This is a genomic window from Haloparvum alkalitolerans (assembly GCF_050122995.1).
In the GTDB taxonomy this organism is placed as follows: Archaea; Halobacteriota; Halobacteria; order Halobacteriales; family Haloferacaceae; genus Haloparvum; species Haloparvum alkalitolerans.
In genome coordinates, this window is sequence record NZ_JBNLIA010000002.1 from 318,202 (window position 1) to 337,190 (window position 18,989).

Annotated in this window: 15 protein-coding genes; 11 read left to right on the plus strand and 4 right to left on the minus strand. The window is 71.0% G+C overall.

Annotated features, from left to right (window positions below):
* Positions 1-6: 6 nt before the first annotated feature.
* Together ACQE3L_RS03385 and kynU are read right to left on the minus strand one after the other, a co-directional pair.
* Entirely contained in the window at positions 7-1,707 is a 1,701-nt protein-coding gene (locus ACQE3L_RS03385; RefSeq protein ID WP_426962375.1) for an acyl-CoA mutase large subunit family protein, read from the minus strand.
* Positions 1,708-1,944: 237 nt separating this feature from the next.
* On the minus strand, positions 1,945-3,396 hold the full coding sequence (gene kynU / locus ACQE3L_RS03390) for a kynureninase (protein ID WP_426962376.1): 1,452 nt from the start codon (positions 3,394-3,396) through the stop codon (positions 1,945-1,947).
* A 138-nt stretch (positions 3,397-3,534) separates the two neighbouring features.
* On the opposite strand from kynU, the gene ACQE3L_RS03395 reads away from it, so the two are divergent.
* The 3 genes from ACQE3L_RS03395 to ACQE3L_RS03405 all read left to right on the plus strand — a co-directional run bounded on the left by ACQE3L_RS03395 (position 3,535) and on the right by ACQE3L_RS03405 (position 7,821).
* Positions 3,535-3,705, plus strand: coding sequence for a hypothetical protein (locus ACQE3L_RS03395; protein ID WP_426962377.1), 171 nt, complete (start codon positions 3,535-3,537; stop codon positions 3,703-3,705).
* A gap of 114 nt (positions 3,706-3,819) precedes the next feature.
* On the plus strand, positions 3,820-4,731 hold the full coding sequence (locus tag ACQE3L_RS03400) for a 1,4-dihydroxy-2-naphthoyl-CoA synthase (protein WP_426962378.1): 912 nt from the start codon (positions 3,820-3,822) through the stop codon (positions 4,729-4,731).
* 288 nt (positions 4,732-5,019) lie between these two features.
* Positions 5,020-7,821: a sensor histidine kinase gene (locus tag ACQE3L_RS03405; RefSeq protein ID WP_426962379.1), complete on the plus strand. Its 2,802-nt coding sequence runs from the start codon at positions 5,020-5,022 to the stop codon at positions 7,819-7,821.
* Positions 7,822-7,920: 99 nt separating this feature from the next.
* On the opposite strand, the gene ACQE3L_RS03410 is transcribed toward ACQE3L_RS03405, so the two are convergent.
* The gene (locus tag ACQE3L_RS03410) at positions 7,921-8,508 is read right to left on the minus strand and encodes a carboxymuconolactone decarboxylase family protein (protein ID WP_426962380.1); all 588 of its coding nucleotides are present in this window, start codon (positions 8,506-8,508) and stop codon (positions 7,921-7,923) included.
* A gap of 60 nt (positions 8,509-8,568) precedes the next feature.
* Between ACQE3L_RS03410 and ACQE3L_RS03415 the strand changes: the two genes are divergently transcribed.
* On the plus strand, positions 8,569-9,501 hold the full coding sequence (locus ACQE3L_RS03415) for a 1,4-dihydroxy-2-naphthoate polyprenyltransferase (protein ID WP_426962381.1): 933 nt from the start codon (positions 8,569-8,571) through the stop codon (positions 9,499-9,501).
* Between the two features lie 15 nt (positions 9,502-9,516).
* On the plus strand, positions 9,517-10,626 hold the full coding sequence (locus ACQE3L_RS03420; RefSeq protein ID WP_426962382.1) for a mandelate racemase/muconate lactonizing enzyme family protein: 1,110 nt from the start codon (positions 9,517-9,519) through the stop codon (positions 10,624-10,626).
* A 49-nt stretch (positions 10,627-10,675) separates the two neighbouring features.
* Here ACQE3L_RS03420 and ACQE3L_RS03425 read toward each other — a convergent pair whose 3' ends face one another.
* Positions 10,676-11,140, minus strand: coding sequence for a halocyanin domain-containing protein (locus ACQE3L_RS03425; RefSeq protein ID WP_426962383.1), 465 nt, complete (start codon positions 11,138-11,140; stop codon positions 10,676-10,678).
* Positions 11,141-11,224: 84 nt separating this feature from the next.
* On the opposite strand from ACQE3L_RS03425, the gene ACQE3L_RS03430 reads away from it, so the two are divergent.
* The 6 genes from ACQE3L_RS03430 to ACQE3L_RS03455 all read left to right on the plus strand — a co-directional run bounded on the left by ACQE3L_RS03430 (position 11,225) and on the right by ACQE3L_RS03455 (position 18,824).
* Positions 11,225-12,028, plus strand: a complete 804-nt coding sequence (locus ACQE3L_RS03430) for an enoyl-CoA hydratase/isomerase family protein (protein ID WP_426962384.1) — start codon at positions 11,225-11,227, stop codon at positions 12,026-12,028.
* A gap of 72 nt (positions 12,029-12,100) precedes the next feature.
* On the plus strand, positions 12,101-12,424 hold the full coding sequence (locus ACQE3L_RS03435) for a DUF5789 family protein (RefSeq protein WP_426962385.1): 324 nt from the start codon (positions 12,101-12,103) through the stop codon (positions 12,422-12,424).
* A 90-nt stretch (positions 12,425-12,514) separates the two neighbouring features.
* Positions 12,515-13,813, plus strand: coding sequence for a UDP-glucose 6-dehydrogenase AglM (gene aglM, locus ACQE3L_RS03440; RefSeq protein WP_426962386.1), 1,299 nt, complete (start codon positions 12,515-12,517; stop codon positions 13,811-13,813).
* An 812-nt stretch (positions 13,814-14,625) separates the two neighbouring features.
* Positions 14,626-15,813: a chorismate synthase gene (gene aroC / locus ACQE3L_RS03445; RefSeq protein ID WP_426962387.1), complete on the plus strand. Its 1,188-nt coding sequence runs from the start codon at positions 14,626-14,628 to the stop codon at positions 15,811-15,813.
* 173 nt (positions 15,814-15,986) lie between these two features.
* Complete coding sequence (locus tag ACQE3L_RS03450; RefSeq protein ID WP_426962388.1) at positions 15,987-17,882, plus strand: 2-oxoacid:acceptor oxidoreductase subunit alpha; 1,896 nt, start codon at positions 15,987-15,989, stop codon at positions 17,880-17,882.
* 3 nt (positions 17,883-17,885) lie between these two features.
* Positions 17,886-18,824, plus strand: a complete 939-nt coding sequence (locus ACQE3L_RS03455; protein WP_426962389.1) for a thiamine pyrophosphate-dependent enzyme — start codon at positions 17,886-17,888, stop codon at positions 18,822-18,824.
* The last annotated feature ends 165 nt before the right edge of the window (positions 18,825-18,989 follow it).

Here is an 18,989-nt window from a genome sequence, read left to right on the forward strand (position 1 = left end):
CGCTACTCAGGCCAGCCCGACGGTCTCCCGGTACTGGCCGTGCTGCGCCTCGAAGACCGCCATTATCTCGCCCATCGTGGCGTACGCTTTCACCGCGTCGACGATGTAGGGCATCACGTTCTCGCCGCTCTCGGCCGCGTCCGCGAGCGCGTCGAGGGTCGCCTCGACCGCCTCGTCGTCGCGGTCCTCCTTGACCGACTCCAGGCGGGCGAGCTGGCGCTCGCGGGTCGTCTCGTCGACGTGGAGCAGGTCCGGCTTGGTGTCCTGGTCGACCTCGTACTTGTTGACGCCGACGACCGTCTCCTCGCCCTCGTCGACGCGCTCCTGGTACTCGTAGGAGGCCTCCTGGATCTCGCCGTGGAAGTAGCCCTCCTCGATCCCCGCGAGCACGCCGTCGCGGACGGAGCCGTCGCCCATCTCGCGGATCTCCTCGATGTACGCCATCGCCTTCTCCTCGGTCTCGTCGGTGAGGCTCTCGACCGCGAACGAGCCCGCCAGCGGGTCGACGATGTCCGCGGCGCCCGACTCGTCGGCGATGATCTGCTGGGTCCGGAGCGCGACGCGGACCGCCTGCTCGGAGGGGAGCGCCAGCGCCTCGTCGTAGGAGTTGGTGTGGAGGCTCTGGGTGCCGCCGAGCACGCCCGCGAGCGCCTGAATCGTCACGCGGACGACGTTGTTGAGCGGCTGCTGGGCGGTCAGCGACTGGCCCGCGGTCTGGGTGTGGAACTTCAGCCGTTTGGCGTCGGGGTCCTCGGCGTCGTACCACTCGTCCATCACGCGGGCGTAGATGCGGCGGGCCGCGCGGAACTTCGCCACCTCCTCGAAGATGGAGTTGTGCGAGTTGAAGAAGAAGGAGAGCTGCGGCCCGAACTCGTCGACGTCCAGCCCGCGGTCCAGACAGTCCTCGACGTACGCGAAGCCGTCCGCGAGCGTGAACGCCAGTTCCTGAATCGCGGTCGAGCCCGCCTCGCGGATGTGGTAGCCGGAGACGGAGATGGGGTTGAACTTCGGCGTCTCGTCGACGGCGAACTCGATGGTGTCGGTGACCAGGTCGAGGGACGGCTCCGGCGGGATCACCCACTCCTTCTGCGCGATGAACTCCTTGAGCATGTCGTTCTGCAGGGTGCCGCGGACCTCCTCGCGCGGGACGCCCTGCTGGTCGGCGAGCGCGACGTACATCGCGTAGATGACCGGCGCGCTCGGGTTGATGGTGAAGGAGGTCGACACCTCGCCGACGTCGATGCCGTCGAACAGCACCTCCATGTCGCGGAGGGTGTCGACCGCGACGCCCTCCTTGCCGACCTCGCCGAGCGACATCGGGTCGTCGGAGTCGAGCCCCATCAGCGAGGGCATGTCGAACGCCGTCGAGAGGCCGGTCTGCCCGTTCTCGATCAGGTAGTGGAACCGCTCGTTCGTCTCCTCGGCGGTCCCGAACCCCGCGAACTGCCGCATCGTCCACGTCCGGCCGCGGTACATCGTCGGGTACGGGCCGCGGGTGAACGGCTCCTCGCCCGGGAAGCCCAGGTCCTCCTCGTAGTCCAGGTCCGCCACGTCCTCGGGGGTGTAGATCCGGTCGACCTCGAGGTTCGAGACGGTCGCGAAGCGGTCCTCGCGCTCCCCGAACCGCTCCAGCACGGGGTCGAGCGTCTCCGCCTCCCACTCCTCCCGTGCCTCTCGGATCGACGCGAGGTCCTCCTCGTCGTACATGCCCGGAGGTTTCGCCGGACAGTTCTTAAGCGTTTTTCACACATTTCGGTGACGGCGAGACTTGCGTCGATAGGTGGGGGCGAGTGAATGGTCGACCGTGCTGCCGTGCTCGTTGCGACCGGCCGTGAAGCCCTCAACCGCCGCTGTGCTCGGGGTTTCTGGACCAGTCGAGCGGCCTGCTGCGCTTGCCGCCACTACCCGGAAAGCCCTCGACCGCTCGCGGCTCTCCGGCCGGGCTCACGTCACGCCGTCGCCGGCCGGATCGAACGCCTCGTGGGCGCCGTCGGCGAGTATCGCTTCGAGAGTGGCGACCACCTCCACCACGTCGCCGAAGCTCGTGTAGAGCGGCGCCGGGCAGACCCGGACCACGTTCGGCGGCCGGAAGTCGACCACCACCCCGCGCTCCTTCAGGGCGAGGCTCAGCCGCTCCGCGTCGGGGTGTTCCAGCGCGAGGTGCCCGCCGCGGGCGTCGTGCTCGCGGGGCGTCCCGACGGACACCGCCGGCAGTCGCGCGTCGACGAGCGCGGCGAGGAAATCCGTCAGCGCCAGCGACTTCTGGCGGACGCGGTCGATCCCCGCCTTCCGAACGAGGTCGAGCGCGCCCTCCAGCGGCGCCGTCGCGAGGATCGGCGGCGTCCCGATCTGCCACGCGCCGGCCGAGCCGGCGGGCGTGTAGGTCATGTTCATCTCGAACTGCGTCGCCTTCTCGTGACCCCACCATCCGGCCAACGCCGGGGTGAGCCCGTGGTGGCGCTCGGCGACGTAGAGCCCCGCGATGGACCCCGGCCCCGCGTTGAGGTACTTGTAGGTGCACCACGTGGCGAAGTCGACGCCCGCCGCCGAGAACTCGTGCGGGACGACGCCCGCGGTGTGAGCCGCGTCGAAGCCGACGTAGGCCCCGTTGGCGTGGGCGGCCGCCGCGATCCGTGGCACGTCGAAGCGCTGTCCGGAGCGGTAGAGCGCGGTCGGCATGTAGACGATCCCCACGTCGTCGTGTCGCTCCAGTGCCGCCTCCACGTCCGCGGGGTCGACGGTGCGCCCGTCGCGGCTCTCCACGGCGCGGAGCTTCTCGTCGGGGTCGATCCCCCGCGTCCGCAGGGCCGCCCGGACCGCGTAGTGGTCCGAGGGGAAGTCGAGTTCGTTGACCAGGACCGCGGGACGGGCGGCGTCGCCCCCGCCGGCCGCGTCCCCGGAGCCCGACCCCCACGTCCCGTCCGCGGCCGCGTACCCCTCGACTTCGGGGCCGTTCCCAGCGAGCAACTCGTCCAGGAACGTCCCGACGAGCGTGTGGACGTTGACGGTGATCGAGTTGCCGACGACGACCTCCTCGGGCGCGGCGCCCACGAGCGGCGCCATCGCGTCGCCGACGCGCTCGGCGTACTCGAACCACGGCGGCTCGGCGTCGGTCCAGCCGCCGATCAACAGCTCCCGCCACTCGTCGACGACGCGGTCGAGGCTCGCCAGCGCGGCGTCGGAGGCCGGTCCCAGCGAGTTGCCATCCATGTACAGCGCGTCCTCGGGGAGCCGAAACCGGTCCGCGAACTCCGCGAGCGGGTCGGCGGCGTCCAACTCGCGCGCGGTCGCGGCCGGCTCCGGCCCCGGGTCCGAAGCGCCGGCGTACGGGTGGTCGGCCGCGCGGCCGTCCGCCCTCGTCTCCGACCCGCCCCCGGTCGCGTCCGAATCGTCCATGCGCGAGGGGACGGCCGCGGCACATTAGGGGTTCCGGAGGCGGTCGGCGTCGGTTCACGCCGGTCGGCGTCGGTCCACGCCGGTCGGCGCCGGCCCGCCGCCGGTCGGTATAAGGGCGCGGCGCTCCCAGACCGGTCCATGAGCGAGGACGACCTCGAGGACGCCGTCGAGACGTTCCTGACGGAGTACGAGCGCGCGAAGGGCGAGTACGAGCAGGGCTACGCCGACGCGGACGCCACGCTCGAACTGGTGGAGACCCACGTCGCGACGCTGCGCGACGCGGTCGAGGAGCGCGGGGACGGGGCGTAGCTCTCGGCGCCCGCGCGGACCGGTTCGTCGCCCCCCGCCGCGACCGCGCCGCGACCGCGCCGCGACCGCGGTCGTTTATCGGTCATTTATGAGCGCTCCCGCGCAAGCCCGGGTATGGTCTCGGAGCTGTTCGACCCCGACGCGTGGGAGGAGGTCACCGACGAGTTCGACGACGTCACCTACCACCGCGGGGTCGACGTCCCCGCCGTCCGCATCGCCTTCGACCGCCCGGACGTGCGCAACGCCTTCCGGCCCGGCACCGTCGACGAGCTGTACGCCGCGCTCGACCACGCCCGCAAGCAGGCGGACGTGGGCTGCGTCCTGCTGACCGGCAACGGCCCCTCGGAGAAGGACGGCGGCTGGGCCTTCTGCGCCGGTGGCGACCAGTCCGTCCGCGGCGGCTCCGGGTACGAGTACCGCGACGACGACGAGGCGGGCGTCGAGGACGACGACCTCGTCCGCGAGGCGCGCGCCGGCCGGCTCCACATCCTCGAGGTCCAGCGGCTGATCCGCTTCATGCCCAAGCCCGTGGTCGCGGTCGTCCCCGGCTGGGCGGTCGGCGGCGGCCACTCGCTGCACGTCGTCTGTGACCTCACGCTCGCGAGCGACGAGCACGCGAAGTTCCTCCAGACGGATCCCGACGTCGCCTCCTTCGACGGCGGCTTCGGCTCCGCGTACCTCGCCAAGCAGATCGGTCAGAAGAAGGCCCGCGAGGTGTTCTTCCGCGGCAAGACCTACTCCGCCCAGGAGGCGGTCGACATGGGCATGGCCAACGAGGCGATCCCCCACGAGGCGCTGGAGGACGTGGCCCTGGAGTGGGCCGACGAGATGACGAGCAAGTCGCCGACCGCGATGCGGATGCTGAAGTACGCCTTCAACATGACCGACGACGGCATGGTCGGCCAGCAGGTGTTCGCCGGCGAGGCCACGCGCCTCGCGTACATGACCGAGGAGGCCCAGGAGGGCCGCGACGCGTTCCTGGAGAAGCGGGACCCCGACTTCGACGACTACCCCTGGCACTACTAAACGACCTTTTTCTGCGGTCGGGTTCGCGCGGCGCAGGCGCCGCGCTCACCGCTCCCTTGAAAAATGTCGATCAAAAAGGGGCCGCGGTCGGCGCTGCGGGCGCTTCGCGCCCTCTCGCCGCCGCGGTCCCACGACCTCGACAGAAACAGCACCGCACCGCGACCGCATCAGCACCACACCGCATCAGCACGGAGATCGAGAACACCTCCCGCGACGGGAGGATGACGGACGCGACCCCGTGATGAGGTGTCACACACTTATGCTGACGCGCTCCGAAACGTCGGGTGAATGACCGATCAGGACGCGTCGATCCGCGTGCTCCACGTCGAGGACGACCCCGAGTTCGCGGAGATGGCGGGGGCGTTCCTCGAGCGCGAGGACGACCGGATCCAGGTGCGATCCGCGGCGGACGCCGAGGAGGCGCTGGAGCTGCTGTCCGCGTCCGCGTTCGACTGCGTCGTCTCGGACTACGAGATGCCCGGCCGGAACGGCATCGAGTTGCTTCGGACCGTCCGCGAGGACCACCCCGACCTGCCGTTCATCCTCTTCACCGGAAAAGGGTCCGAGGAGGTCGCCGGAGAGGCCATCTCCGCCGGCGTGACCGACTACCTCCAGAAGGGGACCGCGACCGAACAGTACGAACTCCTCGCGAACCGGATCGACAACGCCGTCGACGCCACGCAGGCGCGCCGTAAGCTGTCCGAGCGGACGCGCCGGCTGGAGACCCTGATCAGCAACCTCCCCGGGATGATCTACCGGTGCCGGAACGAGCCCGACTGGCCCATGATGACTGTGGAAGGCGAGGTGGAGGCGCTCACCGGCTACTCCGCGGCGACGCTGGAGCGGAACGAGGTCAAGTGGGGGACCGACGTGCTCCATCCGGACGACCGCGAGGAGATGTGGGCGGCGGTGCAGGACGCCCTCGACACGGACGGGAGCTTCGAGGTGACCTACCGGATCGTCACCGCCGATGGAGCGACCAGATGGGCCTGGGAGCGCGGCCGCGGCGTCTACGACGACGGCGAACTCGTCGCGCTGGAGGGGTTCATCACCGACATCACCGACCGCAAGCGGCGCGAGGAACGCCTCCAGCGGACGACCGCCCGGCTCGAGGCGCTGTTCGAGGACTCCCCGGACATGATCGACATCCACGACGTCGAGGGGAACATCCTCGACGCGAACCCCCGCCTCTGTCGGGAAACGGGGTACGACGAGGCGGAGCTCACCGAGATGACCGTCGGGGACCTCGACTGCGGGATGGATCCGACCGACGCCCGCGAGGTCTGGCGGGAGATGCCCGTCGGCGACCGGCTGGAGCTGGAGACCGCCTACGAGCGCCGCGACGGCTCGACGTTCCCGGTCGAGGTCCACGTTCGCCGGCTCGACCTCGACGGCGAGGAGCGGTTCATCGTGAACAGCCGGAACATCGCCGACCGGAAGCGGCGCGAGCGGAAACTGGAGCAGCTCCGCGAGCGGACGCGGGACCTCAACCACACGCAGTCCACGGGGGAAACGGCGCGGCTGGCCAACGCGGCCGCCGACGAGCTGATCGGCGCGCCGCTGAGCGGCGTGCACCTGCTGAACGACGCGGGGACGGCGCTCGAGCCGGTCGCCCTCGCCGACTCCGTCCCGGAGCTGTTCGACGACCCGCCCTCCTACGACCGGTCGGAGCCGGACGGGAGCCGCGCCGCGCTCGCCTGGGCGGCCTTCGAGGGCGAGGAACCGGTCTACCTGCCCGAGACCTCCGCCTCTCCCCGGCTCGTCGAGGAGACGCCCGCCGAGAGCGTCCTGTTGCACCCGATCGGCGACCGCGGCCTGTTCGTCATCTCCTCGCCCGAGGCGCACGCGTTCACCGAGACGGACCGCTTCCTGGTCGAGATCCTCGCGAACCACCTCGAGACCGCGCTCGAGCGCGTCGCGCGGGAGGAGACGCTCCGGACCCGCGAGGAGCGGCTCGGACAGCTCCACGACGCGACCAGAGACCTGATCCGGGCCGAGTCGCGGGACGCGATCGCGGACTGCGCCGTCACGGCCGCCGAGGAGATCCTCGAGTTCTCCGCGACGGTCGTCAGGCTCTACGATCCCGAGGCGAACGGCCTGGTCCCGATCGCGGAGTCGGACTCCGTGAGCGACACGCTCCCCGAGCGGGAGGTGTTCACGCCGGAGTCGGGCAGCCTCAACTGGAAGTGCTACGAAGCGGGCACGGTCGGCGTCTACGACGACATCGAGGACGGCGTGGGGGCGGTCGACCGCGGGACCGGCCTCCGGAGCCTGATGGTCCTCCCGATCGGTGACCACGGAACGATATCCGTGGGGGAGACGGAGCCGAACGCGTTCGACGCCACCGATGAGTTCCTCGCGCGCATCCTCGCGACCGCCACGGAGACGGCCTTCGACGAACTGGAGCGCGAGCACGAACTCCGACAGCACCGCGACGAGCTGAAGCGCCAGAACGAGCGGCTCGAGGAGTTCGCACACGTCGTCAGCCACGACCTCCGGAACCCCCTCACGGTTGCACAGGGGCGTCTCGACCTCGCGCTCGAGGAGACCGACAGCAGCGAACACCTCCCGCCCGTCTCGCGGGCGCTGGACCGGATGGGCGAGCTGATCGACGACCTCCTGACGCTCGCCCGGAACGGGGAAGCGGTCGGGGATCCGGAGTCGGTCGACCTCGCCGCGCTCGCCGCGGGCTGCTGGGAGAACGTCGGCGAGACGAATGCGGCCGCGTGTGTCGTCGAAACCGATCGGACGGTCCGGGCCGACCGGAGCCGGCTCCAGCAGCTCCTCGAGAACCTGATGGCCAACGCGGTCGAGCACGGGGGACCCGACGTGACGGTGACGGTCGGCGACCTGCCGGACGGCTTCTACGTCGAGGACGACGGCGCCGGCGTCCCGGAGGCGGACCGCGAGGCGGTCTTCGAGGCGGGCCACTCCACGAGTGCCGACGGCACCGGGTTCGGCCTCTCCATCGTCCAGGGGATCGCGGAGGCCCACGACTGGGGGGTCAGGCTGGTCGAGGGCGCGGCCGGCGGCGCGCGCGTCGAGGTGACCGGCGTCGAGGTGGTCGAGGCCGTGGACGACGCCGCGTAGGGCGCTCTCGCGCGAGGGTGTCCGCTCGTACGCGACCGTCCGACCCGACACTCACCGCGGGTCCCGATCACCGCGGGGCCCACTCACCGCGGGTCCCGATCACCGCGGGTCCCACTCGTGGAGCGGCTCCTCGTCCGCTTCCAGGTCCAGCTTCAACGCGTCAATGACGTGCGCGAGACCGGTGTACGTGCCAGCGATGACCGCGACGCCGACGACGGTGTCCGTTGGGTAGTGTTCCGCGAGCGCCGCGTGAAGCGCGTCGTCCGTCTCCCCGCGAACGACCGCGCGAACGTACGCCACCAGCGCGCGCTCGTCGGCGTCAAGCCCCGCGTCCGCGAGCGCGTCGGCGTCCGCGAGCGTCTCGGGGTCCTCGCACGCGAACGCGGTGACGGCGTAGATGGCCTCGTCGTCGATCCCCGCGTCGCGGGCGATGTTGACGTGCTGGTGCCACTCGTACCGGCTCCCGACCGCGGCCGCGCTCGCGAGGATGACGAGCTCGCGCTCGCGCTCGGTGAGTCCCGTCTCCGACCAGAGCGCCTCGAGATGGCCCCTGAAGCCCACGAGGACGGCGGGCGCGTTGCCCAGCGCGCGGTAGAGGTTCAGGGGCTTCCCCTGCAGGCGGGAGTTCAGCAGGTCGCGGTGCTCCGCCGGCACGTCCGCGGGGTCGACGTAGGGTACGCGAGCCATGTCCCCGCTACGACGCGCCCGATGGTAACCTTAAGGGGGCGCTCGGGCCAACCACCGCCAATGAGCACTGAGGTATCGCGGACGCGGGCGTGGGTCATGGCGGCCCGCCCGCAGACGCTCCCCGCGGCGGCCGCGCCGGTCGCGGTCGGCGTCGGCCTCGCGGTCGGTGACGGCGTGTTCGCCCCGCTGCCCGCGCTGTTCGCGTTCGTCGGGGCCGCGCTGATCCAGGTCGGGACGAACTTCGCGAACGACTACTACGACGCCGTGCAGGGCGCGGACACCGAGGACCGGGAGGGGTTCACCCGCGTCACGGCCGCGGGGATCATCGAGCCGCCGGCGGTGAAGCGGGCGATGTGGCTGACGTTCGCGGCCGCGATCCTCGTGGGGACATATCTCGTCTACGTGGGGGGCGTCCCCATCCTCGTGATCGGGCTGGTGTCCGTCGCCGCGGGCGTCGCGTACACCGGCGGCCCCTACCCCCTCGGCTACCACGGCCTCGGGGACGTGTTCGTCTTCGTCTTCTTCGGCGTCGTCGCGGTGACGGGCACCTACTACGTGCAGGCGGCAGCCCTCCTCGCGGGGCCGTTCCCCACCGGGATCCCCGAGGGGACGGTCACGCTCGCGGCCGTCGTCGCCAGCCTCCCGGTGGCGGCGATCTCCACGAACATCCTCGTGGTGAACAACGTCCGCGACCTGGAGGAGGACGCCGAGACCGGCAAGCGGACGCTCGCGGTCCGGTTCGGCTACCGCTTCTCCCGCGCCCAGTTCCTCGCCCTGCTCGCGCTCGCGTACCTGACGCCCGTCTGGTTCATACTCCGGGACGGCTACGACCTCCCGGTGCTCGCACCGCTTCTCACGCTCCCGCTCGCGGCGAGCGTGAGCCGGACGGTCCTGACCGAGACGGGCGGCGAGGCGCTCAACCCGGCGCTGGAGGCGACCGGGAAGCTGCTCGCCGCTTACGCCGGCCTGTTCGCGGTCGGGCTGGCGGTGTGAGGTGATCGCCTGATCATGCACGCACGGCGCTTCTCGCTTCCGCTCGCACGCCCGCTCGGGACCGCCCGGGGTGAGATCGCGGAGCGCGAGGGGTTCGTCGTCGGCGTCGATCCGGAGGCGGACGCGGTCCCGTCCCGCGGCGTGGGCGAGGCGACGCCGCTCCCGGGATGGACCGAGTCGCTCGCGGCGTGCGAGCGTGCGCTGGAGGCCGCGGCCGAGCGGGCGAGCCCGGACGCGAGCCCGCCCGACCTCGACGCCGAGCGCTTTTCGGACGCGCCCGCGGCGCGTCACGCGGTCTCGCTCGCACGCCTCGACGCCGACGCGCGGGCGGCAGGTGAGTCCCTCGCCGACCGCCTCGCCGCGAGTCAGGGCCTGTCCGCACCCACGGACGCGGTCCCGGTCAACGCCACCGTCGGTGACAGCGACCCGGCGACGACCGCGGCCGCGGCCCGCGAGGCGGTCGAGGCGGGGTTCCGAACGGTGAAGGTGAAAGTCGGCGCTCGCGACCTCGGTGCGGATCTCGAACGCCTGCGCGCCGTCAGAAAGACGGTCGACGACGCCGCGGAGACCGCGGGCGAGGCCGTTCCTCCTCGCGTCGCCCTCCGTGCCGACGCTAACGGCGCCTGGGACCGAGAGACGGCGGAACGCGCGCTCGCGGCGACCGCCGCTCCCGAGATCGACCTCGCGTCCGTCGAGCAACCCCTCCCGCCGGAAGACCTCGCCGGGCACGCTGCGCTCCGGGAGGGGTTCGACGTGGGCGTCGCGCTCGACGAGTCGCTGGCCGCGGCCGGTCTCGACGCGGTGCTGTCGGCGGGCGCCGCGGACGCGGTCGTGCTCAAGCCCATGGCGCTTGGGGGGCCGGACCGCGCGCTCGCGGCGGCGGTCCGCGCCCGGGACGCCGGTGTCGAACCGGTCGTCACCACGACCGTCGACGCGGTCGTCGCCCGGACCGCGGCGGTCCACGTCGCGGCGGCGATCCCCGACGTGTCCGCCTGCGGCCTCGCGACCGCGCCCCTGCTCGGCGAGGACCTGGCGCCGGACCCGGCGCCCGTGACTGACGGGGCGATCGGGGTTCCGGAGGACCCGGGCGTCGCCGGCGGCGCGTTCGACGACCTCGTGTTCTGATCGGCCGTCTCGGCCGTCCGACGGTCGCTACTCGGCCGTCCGACGGTCGCTACTCGGCCTCGTACTCCTCGTCGACGACGTGGACCGCGCCGCGCATCCCGCTCGCCTGATGGGGGGTACAGACGTAACGGTAGACGCCCGTCTCCTCGAAGGTGTGCTCGAAGGTGCTGCCGGACTCGCGGTGGGTGTCCGACTCGAAGACGCCGTTCTCCTCGGTCACGTCGTGGGTGCCGCCCTCGCCGGTCCACTCCCAGACGACCCGCGTCCCGGTCCGCACGCGGACCGCCGGGGGCGCGAAGGCCAACCCGCCGGCGGCGCCGACCGCGATGCGGATGGCGTCCTGTCCCAGCACGTTCTCGGTGCCGTCGAAGTTCCCGACGCCCGAGAACCAGTCGCCGTACAGCTCCTTGGCCTCGCCGTCTCCGCCGCCCGAACCGCCCAGACAGCCCGCGGTCGCGACCGTACCGAGACCGGCCGCGCCCGCGAGCACCCGCCGCCGCGTCGTCTCGTCCATGGGCGGCCTTGGCGGAGGGGACGGTAAAGCACCGCGCTCCGCCGGCGGGAAACGGCTATATGCCGGCCGCGAAAGGTCCGGACCATGACCGAACCCGACACCGACGCGGTGCGACTGGAGCGCGAGGGCGGGGTCGCGCGGATCGTGCTGACCGCGCCCGAGCGCCGGAACGCCCTGAGCGTGGACATGGCCCGCGGGATCGTCGACGCGGTGAACGCGGTGGAGGGGTCCGACGCGCGCGTCGTCGTGCTGGAGGGCGAGGGGCCGGCCTTCTGTGCCGGCGGCGACGTGTCGATGATGGTCGACCGGCACGAGGGCGACGAACCGCTGGCGGACGCGGTCCGCCACGTCGCCCGCGACACCGGCCGGGCGGTCCGGCGCGTCGCGGAGTGCGAGTTCCCCACCGTCGCGAAGGTCGACGGCCCCGCGTTCGGCGCGGGCGGGAACCTCGCGATCGCCTGCGACATCCAGCTCCTCTCCGAGTCCGCGTCGATCGGCTTCGGGTTCAGAAACGTCGGTCTCGCGGTCGACTCGGGGACCTCGTACCTCCTGCCGCGGCTCGTCGGCGACAACGTCGCCCGGGAGCTCGTGTTCACCGGCGAACTCGTCGCCGGCGACCGCGCGCTGGAGCTAGGACTCGCGAACCACGTCTACGCCGACGAGGCGTTCGAGGAGGAGGCCGAGTCGTTCATCGCCGGGATCGCCGAGGGGCCGAGCGTCGCCCTCCGCACCTCGAAGCGCCTGCTCAGACACGGGGCGGACGGGAGCCTCGACGCGGCCATCGAGAACGAGGCCGCCGCGCAGGCGGCGGTGCTCGACTCCGAGGACCACGCGGAGGGCGTGGCGGCGTTCACTGAGGGGCGCGAACCGGAGTTCGAGGGGCGCTGAGGGGCTGGGGGCGGCCGAGACACGCGACCGACGGAGCCGGATTTTTGGGCCCGGAGGCCACACGCTTCCCCGATGGCAGCCAGACCGCCGACCGGGGGTACCGAGGAACCGGACGCGATCGAGTTCGGGATCGCGGCGCTGGACGCCCGCCTCGACGAGACGGAGCTCCAGTTCCCCGCGACGGCCGAGGAGGTCCGCGCCGCGGTCAGGAACGCGGAGGTCCCGTACGACGCGTCGGGCCACACCGTCACGCTCGACGCCGCGCTCGCGGAGACCGACGCCGACCGGTTCGAGACGCGGACCGAACTGCTCGACGAACTGCACCCCGTCTTCGAGCGCCGGCGCCGGCGGGGCGGCGGTCCGATCGCGCGGCTGCGGGACCTGCTGCCGTTTTGAGGGCGCGGTTCACGAAGCGACCGGCCACGGCGTGTTCGCGCTCCGTTCCGTCGAGCAACACTCTTGAGGCCCGGCGCGGTTCCATCGCGTATGCAGATCAACGTCGTCGGGAGCGGCTACGTCGGGACGACGCTCGCGGCCTGCCTGGCCGAGATGGGCCACGACGTGACCGCGATCGACATCGACGAGGCGGTCGTCGCGACGCTCAACGAGGGGCGCGCGCCGATCCACGAACCGGGGCTCGACGCGCTGCTGGCCGAACACGTCGGCGACCGCCTGCGCGCGACGACGTCCTACGACGACCTCGCCGCGGCCGAGGTGACGTTCCTCGCCATCGGCACGCCCTCGCGCGCGGACGGCAGTATCGACCTCGGCGGGCTGACCGCCGCCGGGGAGATGGTCGGCGAGGCGCTGGCCGACCTCGGTCCCGACGAGCGCCACCTCGTCGTCGTCAAGAGCACCGTCACGCCGCCCGGCGTCGAGGAGGTCCGCGAGGCCGTCCTCGCGGGCGCTGGCGAGGCCGCCGACCGCGTCGGCGTCGCGACGAACCCCGAGTTCCTGCGCGAGGGGACCGCCGTCGAGGACTTCCAGCAGCCGGACAAGGTCGTCTTCGGGACGGACGGCGCCTGGGCGCTGGAGCGGTTGGAGACGGTCTACGAGCCGCTTATCGCGATCGAGGACCCCGACGTGGTCCGCACCGACCCCGCGACGGCCGTGCTGATCAAGTACGCCAACAACGCCTTCCTCGCGGCGAAGGTGTCGCTGGCGAACGACCTCGGCAACGTCTGCAAGGAGTTCGGCGTCGACGCCTACGAGGTGATGGAGGCGGTCGGCCTCGACGACCGCATCGGCGCGCGGTTCCTGCGCTCGGGAGTCGGCTGGGGCGGGAGCTGCTTCCCGAAGGACGTGGCGGCCATCACGGCGGCCGCGAAGGCGGCCGGCTACGACCCCGCGATGCTGGAGGCCGCGGTCGCGGTGAACGACCGCCAGCCGGAGCGCCTGCTCGACCTGTTGGACGACCACGTCGACGTGAGCGGGCGACGCGTCGCGGTGCTCGGACTCGCGTTCAAGCCCGGCACCGACGACGTGCGGAACTCGCGGGCGATCCCCGTCATCGAGGGCCTGCTCGCCCGCGGTGCGGAGGTGGTCGCCTACGACCCCGTCGCGACCGCGAACATGCGCGAGCAGTTCTCGGACGGCGAGGTCTCCTACGCCGACTCCGCCGCGGCGGCGCTGGAGGACGCGGCCGGCGCGGTCGTCGTCACCGACTGGGACGAGTTCGCCGCGCTCGACGACGAGTTCGACGCCATGGCCGACCCGGTCGTCGTCGACGGGCGCCGGATCGTCGAGCGCCGCGAGGGGATCACCTACGAGGGGCTGACGTGGTAGCGTGATTCGGGACTGATCGATGCGGGGACCGCGGTGATCGTGACGGCGAGCCCGTCAGCGGTCGCTGCGTCGTGACCGGTACGGAGTCGCGTTGAACGTTCCAGCCGACTCTTCCTGCGACGTGTCTGGGTTTTCTGTGACTTCTGTCGATCCTGCTGCTCGGGATGGAGACACCCAGAAAGCCCCAGCCGGCTCTCTATACGGCGCTTTTTCTGTGTCTGTTGTCGCTCCTACTGATCGGGGCGGCATCATCCAGAAATCCCCAGCCGGCTCTCTATACAGCGCTTTTTCTGTGTCTGTTGTCGCTCCTGCTGATCGGGGCGGCATCATCCAGAAAGCCCCAGTCGGCTCGACCGACCGCGCCTCGCTGCGCTCCTCGCTCTCCGCAACGCCCGCTGCGGTGCTTACGTCGTCGGGGCCGGATCGAGCCGACTGCCCCTTTCAGTCCCACCCGGCACCGCAACCGCACCGCGGCCGCAGCCTCGCACCTCCCCAGCCTCGGCGGTGGCGCGGCCGCGAACCGCAACGCACAGCAGGCGGCCGCGCCACCGCCTCCCTCGCGCGGTCGCGGCGACACGCTTCGCGGTCGCCGCGGCGCGCGCCGACAGCACAGCACCGCTCCGCAACTGCCTGTAACCGCCTGCAACCCCACAATCACCGCCATGGCACCGTAACCGCCCGCAACCGCCACAACACGGGAGTCGCAGTTCTGCCCGGGTTCCGCCTACTGGGCCACCGTGCGCGTACGACCGTTCGGCCGCCCGCTTGCACGGAGTGCAACGCCTAAATGCCCGCGTCCCAACGACGAGGTAATGAACGGGAACCGGTTCGGTCGCCTCTTTCAGGTGACCACCTACGGGGAGAGCCACGGGGACGCGATGGGCGTCACGGTGTCGGGGTGTCCCGCGGGCGTCGACCTCTCGACGGAGGCGATCCAGCGCGACCTCGACCGGCGGAAGCCGGGCCAGTCGATGATCACCACCTCGCGGGGCGAGCCCGACGCGGTCGAGATCAACTCGGGAGTCCAGGACGGCTACACCACGGGCACGCCCATCGGGATGACCATCGAGAACAAGGACGCGCGCTCGGGCAAGTACGAGCCGTACGTCACCGCGCCACGGCCCTCCCACGGCGACTACACCTACTCCGCGAAGTTCGGGACGCGCAACTGGGGCGGCGGCGGCCGGTCGTCGGCGCGCGAGACCGTGAACTGGGTCGCGGCGGGCGCGGTCGCCAAGCAGGTGCTCGAACAGTCCGACCACGACGTGCAGATAAAGGCGCACGTCAACCGCATCGGCGACGTGGAGGCCGGCGACGTGAGCTTCGAGCAGCTGCTCGCGGAGAGCGAGGAGAACGACGTGCGCTGTGCGGACCCCGAGGCGGCCGCGGAGATGCAGGAACTGGCGGAGGAGTACCAGCGGCAGGGCGACTCCATCGGCGGTTCCATCTACTTCGAGGCGCGCGGGGTCCCCCGCGGACTGGGCGCGCCGCGGTTCGACTCGTTCCCCTCGCGGCTCGGCGCGGCGCTGATGGCGGTTCCCGCGACCACCGCCTTCGAGTTCGGCCTCGGCCGTGAGGCCGCGTCGGTCCCCGGCACCGAGCGCAACGAGGACTGGGAGTTCGACGACGGGGAGTCACACCCCGAGACCGCGAGCGAGGAGGGTGACCCGGTCCCGGTCGGTAACGCCCACGGCGGGCTACAGGGCGGCATCACCACCGGCGAGCCCATCTACGGCGAGGTGACGCTCCACGCCCCCACCTCCATCCCGAGCGAGCAGACCACGGTCGACTGGGAGACGGGGGAGGCCAAGGACATCCAGGTCGTCGGCCGCCACGACCCCGTGTTGCCCCCGCGCGGGGTCCCGGTCGTGGAGGCGATGATCTACTGCACCGTCCTCGACTTCATGCTGCTCGCCGGGCGGATCAACCCGGACCGGCTGGACGGCCGACCGGGCGAGTACGACACCGACTACCACGCGGAGCGGCCGGACGGCGAGTAGGCCGGAGCGCCTTTTCGCGACGAGTCGCCGAACACCCAGAACCCACGGGCCGCCGCCGCAATTCTTGCGCGGACCGGAATCTCCCACAATCGTTCATTGTGAATCCATAGCAAGCCCTATTACGGGCGCGGCGAAACCCTGAGACACTAGGCCTACGGAGGGCCAGGCACAATATGACTACCGACGAACTCATCTGGCGAATCTCGGGGGGGTCCGGCGACGGGATCGCTTCGACAAGCCAGAACTTCGCAAAGGCCCTGATGCGGTCGGGGCTCCACGTGTTCACGCATCGGCACTATCCGTCGCGGATCCGTGGCGGCCACACCTACACGGAGATCCGCGCGTCCGCGGACGAGGTGAAGTCCCGCGGCGACGGCTACAACTTCCTCCTGGCGCTGGGCGACTCCTTCGCCCGGAACCCCTCGGAGGGTGCCGTCTACGGGAACGAGGAGATCAAGCCGCTCTCGGAGAACCTCGACGAGCTGCGCGAGGGCGGGGTCATCGTCTACGACGAGGGGCTGCTCGACGCCTCCGAGATCCCGGACTTCGAGGAGCGCGCCGAGGAGAACGACTGGCACGTCTACCCGCTCGACCTGCGGGGCCTTGCGCGGGAGCAGGGCCGCGAGGTCATGCGGAACACGGCCGGCGTCGGCGCGACCTGCGCGCTGACCGGGATGGACCTGGACCACGTCCAGGACCTCATGCGCGACGCGATGCCGGAGAAGATCCTCGAGCCGAACCTCGAGATCCTGCAGACCGCCTACGACCAGGTCCGCGAGGAGTACGACGTGGACGCCCACGACGTCTCCGTCCCGACCGGCGAGCACGACGAGGAGCAGCTCCTGATGTCCGGTTCGGACGCCATCTCCTACGGCGCCATCGACGAGGGCTGTCGGTTCATCGCCGGCTACCCCATGACGCCGTGGACCGAGGTGTTCACCATCATGACGAAGAACCTGCCCGAACTGGGCGGGATCTCCGAGCAGGTGGAAGACGAGATCGCGGCGGCCGCGCTCGCGGTCGGCGCCTCCCACGCCGGCGTGAAGGCGATGTCCGGCTCCTCGGGCGGCGGCTTCGCGCTGATGTCCGAGCCGCTCGGCCTCGCGGAGATGACCGAGACGCCGGTCGTCCTCGTGGAGGCGATGCGTGCCGGTCCCTCGACCGGGATGCCGACGAAGCCGGAGCAGTCCGACCTCGAACACGTCCTCTACACCTCGCAGGGTGACTCCCAGCGCGTCGTGCTGGCGCCCGGCACGGTGGCGGAGGCGTACGAGCAGTCGCGGCTCGCGTTCAGGCTCGCCTACGAGTACCAGATCCCGACGATCCTGCTGTACGACCAGAAGCTCGGCGGCGAGCTCGTCAACGTCCCGAAGAGCCACTTCGACCGCGAGCCCAACCCGACGCTCGGGAAGACGCTCTCGGAGGACCTGCTGGCGGAGCAGCCCCACAGCGAGGACGGCAAGTTCCACCGCTTCCAGCACGAGGCGGAGGACGGCGTCTCCCCGCGGTCCGTCCCGGGCCAGAAGGGCGGCCGCTACCTCGCGACGGGCAACGAGCACGACCCCACGGGCCACATCGCGGAGAGCCCGGACAACCGCGTCGCGCAGATCGACCGCCGCACGCAGAAGCTGGAGGCGATCCGCGCGGACCTGGACACCGAGTCCACGCAGGCGTATCACGGCCCCGACGAGGCCACGTACGGCATCATGACGTTCGGCAGCCAGCAGGGCACCGTCGAGGAGGCCGTCGACCGGCTCAACGAGGCCGGTCACTCGGTCAAGTCGCTCGGCGTCTCGGACATGCTGCCGTTCCCGACCGACGAGGTCGCCGCGTTCATCGAGAGCGTCGACGAGGTGCTCGTCGTGGAGATGACCGCTTCCGGACAGTTCCGCGGGCTCGTCCAGAAGAACCTCGGCCGCTACGGAGAGCAGCTGTCGAGCCTGCTGAAGTACAACGGGAACCCCTTCGAGCCCGGCGAGGTCGTCGACGGGTTCGAGCGCGTCGTCGTCGACGGCGACGCGGAGATCCCCGGCAACGAGACCACCTTCGTCCCCGCGGCAGGTGACTAACCCATGAGCGCATTCTCAGCAATCGGCGAGGAGCGAGAGGTCGACCGCGACGAGTACACCCCGAGCGTCGAACCGCAGCCCACGTGGTGTCCGGGCTGTGGCGACTTCAGCGTCCTCAAGTCGCTGAAGCAGGCGCTCCCGGAGGTCGGGCGCTCCCCCGAGGAGACCCTGCTCGTCACCGGGATCGGCTGTTCCGGCAAGCTGAACAGCTACCTCGACTCCTACGGCTTCCACACGATCCACGGCCGCTCGCTGCCCGTCGCTCGGGCGGCGAAGCTCGCCAACCCGGACCTCGAAGTGATCGCGGCCGGCGGCGACGGCGACGGCTACGGGATCGGCGGGAACCACTTCATCCACACGGCTCGCGAGAACCACGACATGACCTACATCGTGTTCAACAACGAGATCTTCGGCCTCACCAAGGGCCAGACCTCGCCCACGAGCCCGAAGGGTCACAAGTCGAAGACGCAGCCGCACGGCAGCGCCAAGGAGCCGATCAAGCCGCTCTCGATGTCGCTGAACGCCGGCGCCTCCTACGTCGCCCGCACGGCGGCGGTCAACCCCAACCAGGCGAAGGAGATCCTGCAGGAAGCGATGGAGCACGACGGCTTCGCGCACGTCGACTTCCTCACCCAGTGTCCGACCTGGAACAAGGACGCGCGCCAGTACGTCCCCTACATCGACGTCAACGAGTCCGACGACTACGACTTCGACAAGACCGACAAGGTCGAAGCCGCCGAGATGATGCGGCAGACGGAGGAGGCGCTCTACGAGGGCGAGGTCCTCACCGGACGCTTCTACGTCGACGAGGACCGCCCCTCCTACCAGCAGGAGAAGCAGTCCATCGGCGAGATGCCGGAGGAGCCGCTCGCGGAGCGCTACTGGGACGACGACTACGACTGGGAGCGCTCGTACGACCGCTTCCTCGACAAGCACGCCTGAGGCGACTGACTCGCGCGGTCGCCTCGTCGACCGCCTCACCGCCCCGCCACCGGACGCGATCCGGGGCGAAACGTCCGCGGTTCGCGGGAGAACCGCACGATGACGGCGCGGTCGGCTGGCGTTTTTCGCGTCGCGCAACCCGTTTTCGGGTTCGCAAGGTATTTT